This is a genomic window from Phaeobacter sp. CAU 1743 (genome assembly GCF_039839315.1).
In the GTDB taxonomy this organism is placed as follows: Bacteria; Pseudomonadota; Alphaproteobacteria; order Rhodobacterales; family Rhodobacteraceae; genus Phycobacter; species Phycobacter gallaeciensis_A.
On record NZ_JBDOQR010000006.1, the window covers coordinates 112,213 to 121,958 of the forward strand.

Here is a 9,746-nt window from a genome sequence, read left to right on the forward strand (position 1 = left end):
AAAACAGTCTTTTGCAGGGGTGAAAGTCTCATTTTTTAGCGGAAGATGTGAACAGAGGAGGGTGTTTCCTGCGGGTTGGAAAACAGTAAATCATCAAAATCCCCACGCTCCGCCACCTCGCGGCAGGAGGCCAGAACCGATTTCACGATGGCAGATTTTTGTGACGCAGGCGTGTAAGCCACTCCATATTGTGGTGATTCCAGATCGCCCTTGATCGGGCGGGCGACATAGCCGCTTTGTCCGACACGGTCGTTAGGGCCGCAGATATTCATCAGCGCATAGCCAAAGTTCGCTGCAACAAGCCCCCGCAGGACAGACGAGCTTTTGGTGGTATGCGCAATATTCGGGCGCAAGCCCCGGGCTTCGAAAAGGCTGCAAAAATAGGCACGTGTCCCCGGTAGGTCCAGAAGGATCATCGGCAATTCCGCCAGATCCTGAAGATCGACCTCCGGCTTTTGGGCCAAGGGTGACTCGTCGGGGATCAGGGCAATCGGTGTGGCCCGGAACATCGGAATGAAAGGCTGCGCCTCTGGCGTGGTGCGCCGGTAGGTCAGCGCCACATCAATGGCGCCGGAGCTCAGCAGATCGGCAATCGACTGCATGTCGCCCTCTTTCAGCTCGATGCTGATTGACGGGTAGTCTTCGGAAATCCGCTTCAGGATCGGCGGCAGGACATAGGGTGCGGTCGGGGCATAACAACCCATTCGCAGGGTCCCTGCCAGATCACCGGTCAGGGACATCAGATCCGATTCAAAAATCCTGGATTGTTCAAGAAACTCCTGAACCCGCTCGCCTACAGCCAGCCCGCTGCTGGTTGGGACGATCCCGCGCGCGGGCAGCCGCCGCAAGAGTTCAGTGCCCGTCGTTTGCTCGATCATGTCGATGGCCGCGGTGATCGAGGATTGCGAAATATTCATCTCGACAGCGGCCCGTGCGATGGAGCCGGTCCGCAGCGCCGCATCGAAATAGCGAAGTTGTTTGAGCGTGAAACGCATATCAATTCCTGCATTTTTTGCGGGTTACCTCGACAGTAATTACATTTTTCCAATGTTCAAAGCTTGGATATCCCAAAGGGGAACCCAAAGGTGCTCCATGTCAAAAATCACTGTTTTCAAAGCAAAAAAAATCATCACTCAGGATCCGAACAATCCGGTAGCGACCCATGTCGCGGTGCAGGACGGCAAAATTCTGGCCGTTGGCGATGCCGATTGCGCGCAGCAATGGGGCGCTGTCGAACGTGATGACAGCCTAAGCGGGGCGGTCCTGATGCCCGGTTTTGTCGAAGGTCATGCCCATATGATGGCGGGGGCGATGTGGAACTATGCCTATGCCGGATATCACGACCGGATCGACCCCGACGGGCGTATGTGGTCGGGCATGACGGACATTGGCGAGGTGATTTTCGGCCTCACGGAGTACGCCGGATCTCTGGGTGAGGACGTGCCACTGATCGGCTGGGGATTTGATCCGATTTTCTTGCCCACTGAGCGGCTGAACCGGCACCATCTGGATGAGATCAGCACCACCCGCCCGATTGCCATCATCTATTCCAATTTCCACCTGATGTGCGTGAACTCAAAGGCGCTGGAACTGGCGGGATACAGCCGGGAGACCAATGCCGAGGGGGTTCTAAAGGGTCCCGACGGCAGCCCGACCGGCGAGTTGCAGGAGATGGCAGCAATGTTCCCAGTAATGCGTCGGCTTGGCATCGATTTCCGCAGCTTGGCCCAGCAGGCGCCATCGATCCAGACCTATGGTGAGGTCGCCAAACGCGCGGGCGTCACCACCATCGCCGATCTCTTCTCTACCATGGAAGACAGCGATCTGGATGTCATGCTTGAGGTAACCGGCGCGCCGGATTTCCCGGTTCGCATCGTGCCTGCGCAGGGGGCAATGGGGGCAACGCCCGAACAGATCGCCGCCCGTGCCAAAGATCTGCGCGCTCGCTCCACCGACAAGCTGCGCCTTGGGGCGGTCAAGCTGATGACCGATGGCTCGATCCAGGGCTGGACCGCGCGGGTGAAATGGCCCGGCTACGTGGGCGGACAGCCTAATGGCATCTGGAACACTGCACCCGATCAGATCTACGCCCTGTGCGAAGTGATGCAGCGTGAAGGCGTGCAGATGCATATCCACGTCAACGGCGACGAAGCTTCGCAGGTCGCCATCGACGCCATCGAGGCGGCTCTGCGCTGGGCGCCGGGGCAGGGGCATCGCCATGTGCTGCAACATTGCCAGATGATGGGACGTGATCAGTTCGAACGCTGCGCGGAGCTGGGGATCTGCACCAATATCTTTGCCAATCATATCTGGTACTTCGGCGATCAGCACGCGGCTGCAACCATTGGTGAGGATCGCGCCACGCGGATGGATGCCTGCCGAGCCTCGCTGGACGCAGGCGTGCATATGACGATCCATTCCGATGCGCCGGTCACGCCGCTGGCGCCGTTGTTTACCGCCTGGTGTGCCGTCAATCGCCAGACCATGAGCGGCCGAACCCTGGGCGCGGCGCAACAGATCACCGTGGAAGAGGCGCTTCATGCGATCACCCTTGGCGCGGCCTATACGCTGCGGCTCGATGATGAGATCGGTAGTATCGAGACAGGTAAGAAAGCCGATTTCGCAGTGCTGGGGGAGGACCCGACCGCGGTGGACCCGATGGCGCTGAAGGACGTGCCGGTTCTGGGCACAGTGTCGGGCGGTCAGGTGCATCTGCTGTGATCCGCCATGATTGACAGCCGCCTGCCAATGACCGTGATCGGGGGGTACCTCGGCGCGGGCAAGACCACGCTGATCAACCACCTTCTGTCGGCGCCGCATGGCCAGCGTCTGATGGTTCTGGTCAATGATTTCGGCGCCATCAATATCGATGCCGAACTTCTGCACAGCGCCGATGAGGACACGCTGACCCTGACCAATGGCTGTGTCTGCTGCACCATGGGGGCGGATCTTTTCATGGCTATTGCTGATGTTCTCGACCGCACTCCGCGCCCGGATCACCTGATCATCGAGGCCAGCGGCATTGCTGATCCGCAAAAGATTGCCAATGCCGCCGTGGCAGAGCCAGAGATGCGTTTTGGCGGCATCGTGACCGTGGTCGATGCGGGCAGCTATCAGAGCCTTTCCAGCGACACGTTGATCGGCCCGCAGATCCGCGATCAGGTGGCTTGCGCTGATCTGGTGCTGGTCAGCAAGACCGAAGAAATACCGGCTGCTGTGGCCCTTGGGCTGGCCGCCGACAGCCGGTCGGCCCCGGTTCTGCTGAGCGATGCAGACCATGTGGCCGAACTGCTGCTGTTGCAGCCGGACCCCGGCAGCAAGCCGCAGCGGGGGGGCAGGGCACATCCGGATTACATGCATTGGCATCACAGTGCGGATATCGTTCTCAGCCGGGAGGAACTCGCCCGGATCGTTGAGACCCGCCCACCCGGCTTGTTCCGGATCAAGGGGTTCGTGCGTGGCAGGCCGGGGCGGGGCTGGCTTATTCAGGTGGTTGGGCAGGACGTTAGCATTACCCCGGCTGACGTGCCCGGTGACACGCATCTGGTCGGGATCGGCCTCTCCGCTCAGGTCACGGTGCAGGACTGTGAGGCATGGTGGCGGGGGGCAGAACAGCTCTCTGCGGCACCTGCCAAGGCGGATTGAGGTCGATCAAGGACAGCGCAGCCCGCACCTAGTATTCCTGTATCCACATTCGGTTCATAGCCAGCAAATGCGGATACAGGCATGCGACAGGAGGCGGCTGCAATGACGCTTTTCAAAGATCGAACAGATGCGGGGCAGGCCCTTGCGGCCGAACTGTCTGGCAAAGGGTATCAAGACCCGGTGATCCTTGCGCTGCCGCGCGGCGGCGTTCCGGTTGCGGCCGAAGTTGCGCGCGCGCTGAGTGCCCCGATGGATCTGATCATGGTCCGCAAGATCGGCGCTCCTGAGCAACCCGAACTCGCTGTGGCGGCAGTGGTGAACGGCTCGGAGCCAAAGATTGTCACAAACCGGGAAATCGCCAGATCCTTTGGCCTTGCGGCGGCGGATATCAAACGGATGTCACAGCCCCGGCTGGAGGAAATCAGGCGCCGCCGGGACGTCTATCTGAAAGGGCGCAAGCAGGTGCCGCTTAGGGGGCGGACGGCGATTGTCGTGGATGATGGCATCGCCACCGGGGCCACGGTCCGGGCTTCGCTGCGGGCAGTGCGTGCGCGCAAACCGGCGCGGCTGGTGCTGGCGGTGCCGGTGGCGCCGCGCGATGTCGCCGAGAGTTTGCGCGACGAAGTAGATGAGCTGATCTGTCTGAAAATGCCTTTTCCTTTCGGTTCAATTGGGCGCTTCTACAGCGATTTTTCGCAGACCTCGGATGGAGAGGTCGTCCGCCTTCTGGATGCGGCGGCCAAGGCAGCCTCCGCAGAAACGCCCTGAGACAGGGCCAAGGCAACGCGTCCGGTGGTCCCTTCAAGGATCGTGTCTGCCCGCGTTTTCACCCAAGGCTTGTGTCTGGGCACTGGCGGGGTGATCGCAAGTATGCCACCTTTCCCACACCCATGCTGAACCAAATCAGGAGCTTGCATGTCTGATACGGCACTGTCGCCCGATGAACTGAGACGGGTCTGCGATCCGAGCGAGTTCGAGTTTGCAACCACCGCCGATCTTGAGCCGCTTGAAGGGCCGCTGGGGCAGGGCCGGGGAATGGAGGCGATCCGCCTGTCGGCGCAGATGAAACACCGCCGGTTCAATCTTTATGTGCAAGGCCCACGGGGCAGTGGCCGTAAATCCGCCGTGCTGCGCGTGTTGGAGGAAGAGGCCGCCAGCCGCCCCATTCCAAAGGACTGGGTCTATGTGCAGAACTTTGAGGACGCCGATCAGCCCAACGCCATTTGTCTGCCGCGCGGGCAGGGCGTGCGGCTGCGCAACGCGATGGCCCGGCTGCTTGAGGAGTTGGCCAATCATATCCCGGCGCTGCTGGTGTCCGAAGACTACCAGAACAAGCGCATGGCGCTGGAGCAGGATTACAATGCGCGGCGCGAGGAGGCCTTTGATGCACTGCGTCAGAAGGCCGAAGCCAGGAATGTCGCGATCTTGAGTACACCGATGGGGTTTTCCCTGGCCGCAAAACGCGACGATGAGATCGTCAAACCGGAGGTGATCGAAAAGCTGCCCGAAGAAGAGCGGATACAGATCCGCGACGCGGTTGCGGAAATTCAGAGCGAACTGGAGGATTTCCTTCTGGACCAGCCCGAGCTGGAGCGGGAACAGCGCGATGCGTTGACCCGGCTCAATGCGGAAATGGCGCGGATCGCAGTGGATGCCGCCGTCGACAGGGCCTGTCGCGGTTTTGTCGAGATCGATGAGCTTGGTCCGTATTTCACGGCCCTGCGGGATGATCTGGTGGCCCATGCGGATCTGTTCCTGTCACTGGACCTGGGGCGCTCCAAGGCGCCGTTTCCCGCCGGGCTGGCTGCCCTACGCGAGGATCCGCAGTTTCACCGCTATCATGTCAATGTTGTGGTGACCCATGAGGGAGATGCGGACCGGGCGCCGGTGGTTGAGGAAAGCCTGCCGACGCTGGCCAATCTGACTGGGCAGATCGACTACATGGCGATGCAGGGTGTGCTGGTCACCGATTTTACCCAGATCAAACCGGGGGCATTGCATCGGGCAAACGGGGGCTTTCTGGTGCTGGACGCCCGCCGGGTGCTGGCGGAACCCCTGGCCTGGGATGCGCTGAAACGCTGTTTGGAAACAGAGGCGGTCCATGTGATCACCCCGGGTGAACGGCTGGGGCTGATTTCGACCACCACGATGAAACCCGAACCGATCCCGCTGGATGTGCGGGTTGTGCTGGTTGGGGATCGTATGCTGCACATGCTGCTGGCGGAATACGATCCGGATTTTGACAAGTTTTTCCGCGTCACCGCTGATTTCGGGCCTGACATGGTGCGCGATGCGGACAGTGTTGCGCTGTTTGCCCGCCGGGTTGCGGCGCTGGTGAACGAAGAGGCGCTGCGCCCGGTGACCGCTGATGGTGTGGCGGCGCTGATCGATGCCGCCTCGCGCGCCTCGGCGGATCAGGAAAAGCTGAGCCTTCGGATCGAGACCTTGTGGGATATACTGCGTGAGGGCAATCACTACGCCCGCCAGGAGGGCGCTGAGGCCATTTCGGCAAAACATGTAAATGGCGCCATAACTGCCGCCGAAGAACGCCGTGGTCTGATCCGCGACCGGATGCGCGAGATGATCGCGCGGGAGCAGATCCTGATTTCCACCCGGGGCAGTGAGATCGGTCAGATCAACGGGCTGACCGTTTCGGCGCTGGGCGAAGAAAGCTTTGGCGCGCCGGTGCGGATCACCGCCCGCGTTCGCGTAGGGTCCGGACGTGTTGTTGATATTGAGCGCGAGGCCAAGCTGGGCGGTCCGATCCATTCCAAGGCGGTGCTGATCCTTTCTGGCTATCTGGCGGCGCGCTATGTGCCAGACGCACCCCTGTCGCTTTGGGCCAGCCTCGTTTTCGAGCAAAGTTATGGCGGCGTCGAAGGCGACAGCGCGTCGTTGGCAGAACTCTGCGCCCTGATGTCGGCCCTTGCCGAGGTGCCAATCTCACAGTCCTTTGCGGTGACCGGATCGGTGAACCAGATGGGTGATGTCCAACCCATTGGCGGCGTGAATGAGAAGATCGAAGGGTTTTTCGAGGTCTGCCGTACCGAGGGGCTGACAGGCCGTCAGGGGGTTCTGATCCCGCGCAGCAATGTGGAGAACCTCATGCTGAAACCCGAGGTGGTGGAGGCGGTGCGCGCCGGGCAGTTCCAGATCCATGCGGTCAGGCATGTGGATGAGGCCATCGAACAGCTGACCGGCTTGCCTGCCGGGCTGCGCGATCTGCACGGTGCCTTTGAAGACGGGTCGGTCAATGCCAATATCGAGGTCAAGCTTTTGGATTTCGCACAGACGCGCGCTGCCATGGGGGGATCATACGAGGCGCCGAACTCTCCGGACCCAGAGGACTGATCCCGGAAGGTCAGGACGCGCTACGCGTCATTTCCATTGCATTTCGGCCCCGGTCAGAGAAATCAGCAACGTATCCTGCGGCATCTGGCCAAGGCCTTCGAACATCTTGATATAATTGAGGTTCGAGTGAATTTCGGCGATCTTGTCGTCTTTAATCCGGAACATCATCTGGCCGTCAAAATCAAAAGGCGGGCGTGTGGGGTGTTTCGTGACAGCTACCGTGAAACAGGTAATCACCCAGTCGCCTAGCTCTTCGAAGACAGAAAAGGACACCTCTGGTGTGCATTCAAGGCGCGCTTTCAGGGCCGAGACGATATCGATGGACCTGAAATCCTTGTCTGCCAGATTGGACACCGGGCCACTCGCCTTTGCACCGGTTGAAAACATCTCGTCCTGTATTTGGTCGTTGTTCCGGTACCAGATTTCCTCGAACCAAAACCGCACCAACTCTGCCTTGCTTCCCACCAGTTATTCACCTGTTTAGAGTTCCCGTTTGGCGGGATTTTATGCCGTGTTTACGACCGCCGTCGAGAGCATGAATATGTCGGTCGCGACCTGTGTCAAAAAGGCCAAAATCGGGCGGGTTGGCTGCCCTGTGGTTATACTGGGCAGTCGCGGATTGAGCTGCTAGCCTGATTGAGGCCTCGGGGTTCAATCGCAAATGCGGGGCACAGCGGGGCAGGGATCGGGGAATCCGGGTGCAATTGAGGAGTTGCGCAGCCTGCCGCGCGTCGGGAGGGGAAACGATGAAACACGCTGAGCAACAGGCAGATGTCATTATCGTCGGGGCGGGGCTGGCCGGACTGGTGGCCGCCGCCGAACTGGCGGACCGGGGCAAGACGGTCATGATCGTCGATCAGGAACCCGAGGGTTTTCTTGGCGGGCAGGCTTTCTGGTCGCTGGGCGGGCTGATGTTGATCGACAGCCCCGAACAGCGCCGCATGGGGATCCGTGACAGCCGTGAATTGGCCTATTCTGACTGGATGGGCAGCGCTGGTTTCGACCGTGACGAAGACCTCTGGCCGCGCAAATGGGCCGAAAGCTATATCGATTTTGCGGCCGGTGAGATGCGGTCGTGGTTGCATGACATGGGTATGCGCTGGTTTACCATCGTCGGCTGGGCCGAACGGGGCGGTTCCTTCGCCTCGGGGCATGGCAATTCGGTGCCACGGTTCCATCTGACCTGGGGCGTGGGTCCCGGCACGCAGGAGCCGTTCGAGCGCCGCGTCAGGGAGCACGAAAAGGCGGGGCGCATCAACCTGAAGTTCCGCCACCGCTGTTCACATCTGCTGATGCAGAACGGCGCCTGCACGGGCATCAGCGGTGAGGTTCTTGCCGAAGACACCAGCGCCCGCGGGCAGAAGACCAACCGCGAGGTCATTGGCGATTTTGAATTGCGCGCAGCCAGCGTGGTGGTGGCCTCGGGCGGGATCGGTGGCAACCTGGAACTGGTGCGCAAGGCCTGGCCGACGGACCGGCTGGGGGCCGCGCCAAAACACATGATCGCAGGCGTTCCCGCCCATGTGGACGGCCGTATGGTCGCGATCACCCAGCAGGCCGGTGGCCATGTGATCAACGCCGACCGCATGTGGCATTACACCGAAGGCGTGAAGAACTGGGATCCGATCTGGCCGAACCATGGCATCCGGATCCTGCCGGGACCGTCCTCAATGTGGTTCGATGCGACCGGCAACCGTTTCGCGCCGCCTGCCATGCCGGGCTTCGACAGTCTTGGCACGCTGAAGGCCATTCTGGCCACGGGCTATGATTATTCCTGGTTCATCACCACGCAGAAAATCATCAAGAAGGAATTTGCGTTATCCGGATCAGAGCAGAACCCGGACCTTGCCTCCAAAAGCTGGAAACAGGTCCTAAAACAGCGACTTTTGAATAAGAAGGCGACCCCCAACGTGGAAGCCTTCAAGGAGCACGGCGAGGATTTTGTCGTTGCTGACCGGTTGGAGGATCTGATCGCCAGGATGAATGCACTGCAAGGGAACAGCCTGCTGGATGCCGGAAAAATACGGGACGAAATCACTGCCCGGGACGCGCAGATCGACAACCCGTTCTCAAAAGACGCCCAGATGATGGCGATCCACGCGGCCCGCAATTATCGCGGTGACAGGCTGATGCGCACGGCAAAGCCGCACCGGATCCTGGATCCCGACAACGGTCCGCTGATCGGGGTCCGGCTCAGCATCATCACTCGCAAGACGCTGGGCGGTCTTCAGACCGATCTGAATGGGCAACTGGTCGATGCCAATGGCAAGACCATTCCCGGCCTTTTCGCCGCGGGAGAGGTCGCCGGGTTCGGCGGCGGTGGCTATCATGGCTATAACGCGCTCGAGGGCACGTTTCTGGGCGGCTGTATTTTTTCGGGCCGCCAAGTGGGACGGGCGGACAGCATTGCCTGATGACCGGGATTAGTCCTCTAAGTAATTCGCCAGATAGGAATCCAGCAGGGTGAGAAACTCCTGCGCGTAGATATCAGCGTTTTCTGGGTTGGACTGAGCCGCGATCATATCCTCCATGGCAACCGCGATCTGCAGTACCGTCTGGGCCACCACCTTTGGATCGCCCCCATGAAATCCGTCCTGACCGCGTTTCCAGCGCATTTCCATTAGGGTCGTGTCTCGGAGTTGGTGGAAATTTGAAGGCGGCGTAATCTCCGGGTGAACATCCACCCACCCAACCGGCGGCGGCAACCGCCAGGGAGATCACGCCATGACCAAGAATACCTATACTTCCAG

The 9,746-nt window shown here is 60.5% G+C and carries 8 protein-coding genes; 5 read left to right on the forward strand and 3 right to left on the reverse strand.

Annotated elements, in window-relative coordinates; all coding sequences use genetic code 11:
* Positions 1–35: 35 nt before the first annotated feature.
* Positions 36–995, reverse strand: a complete 960-nt coding sequence (locus AAFO90_RS04280) for a LysR family transcriptional regulator (protein ID WP_065271236.1) — start codon at positions 993–995, stop codon at positions 36–38.
* Positions 996–1,092: 97 nt separating this feature from the next.
* Here AAFO90_RS04280 and AAFO90_RS04285 point away from each other — a divergent pair, with 97 nt between their 5' ends.
* The 4 genes from AAFO90_RS04285 (at position 1,093) to AAFO90_RS04300 (ending at position 6,996) form a co-directional block, all read left to right on the forward strand.
* Positions 1,093–2,721 carry an amidohydrolase gene (locus AAFO90_RS04285; RefSeq protein ID WP_347508611.1) on the forward strand — a complete coding sequence of 543 codons (1,629 nt, stop codon included), beginning with the start codon at positions 1,093–1,095 and terminating at the stop codon, positions 2,719–2,721.
* 6 nt (positions 2,722–2,727) lie between these two features.
* Positions 2,728–3,645: a CobW family GTP-binding protein gene (locus tag AAFO90_RS04290; protein WP_347508612.1), complete on the forward strand. Its 918-nt coding sequence runs from the start codon at positions 2,728–2,730 to the stop codon at positions 3,643–3,645.
* A 102-nt stretch (positions 3,646–3,747) separates the two neighbouring features.
* Entirely contained in the window at positions 3,748–4,413 is a 666-nt protein-coding gene (locus AAFO90_RS04295) for a phosphoribosyltransferase (protein WP_347508613.1), read from the forward strand.
* Between the two features lie 147 nt (positions 4,414–4,560).
* Positions 4,561–6,996, forward strand: a complete 2,436-nt coding sequence (locus AAFO90_RS04300; protein ID WP_347508614.1) for an ATP-binding protein — start codon at positions 4,561–4,563, stop codon at positions 6,994–6,996.
* A 27-nt stretch (positions 6,997–7,023) separates the two neighbouring features.
* Here the strand turns inward: AAFO90_RS04300 and AAFO90_RS04305 are convergent, their stop codons facing one another.
* Positions 7,024–7,461, reverse strand: a complete 438-nt coding sequence (locus AAFO90_RS04305; protein ID WP_065271232.1) for a nuclear transport factor 2 family protein — start codon at positions 7,459–7,461, stop codon at positions 7,024–7,026.
* A 281-nt stretch (positions 7,462–7,742) separates the two neighbouring features.
* On the opposite strand from AAFO90_RS04305, the gene AAFO90_RS04310 reads away from it, so the two are divergent.
* Complete coding sequence (locus tag AAFO90_RS04310) at positions 7,743–9,410, forward strand: FAD-binding dehydrogenase (RefSeq protein ID WP_347508615.1); 1,668 nt, start codon at positions 7,743–7,745, stop codon at positions 9,408–9,410.
* A gap of 9 nt (positions 9,411–9,419) precedes the next feature.
* On the opposite strand, the gene AAFO90_RS04315 is transcribed toward AAFO90_RS04310, so the two are convergent.
* Positions 9,420–9,617 carry a hypothetical protein gene (locus AAFO90_RS04315; protein ID WP_347508616.1) on the reverse strand — a complete coding sequence of 66 codons (198 nt, stop codon included), beginning with the start codon at positions 9,615–9,617 and terminating at the stop codon, positions 9,420–9,422.
* Between the last annotated feature and the right edge of the window lie 129 nt (positions 9,618–9,746).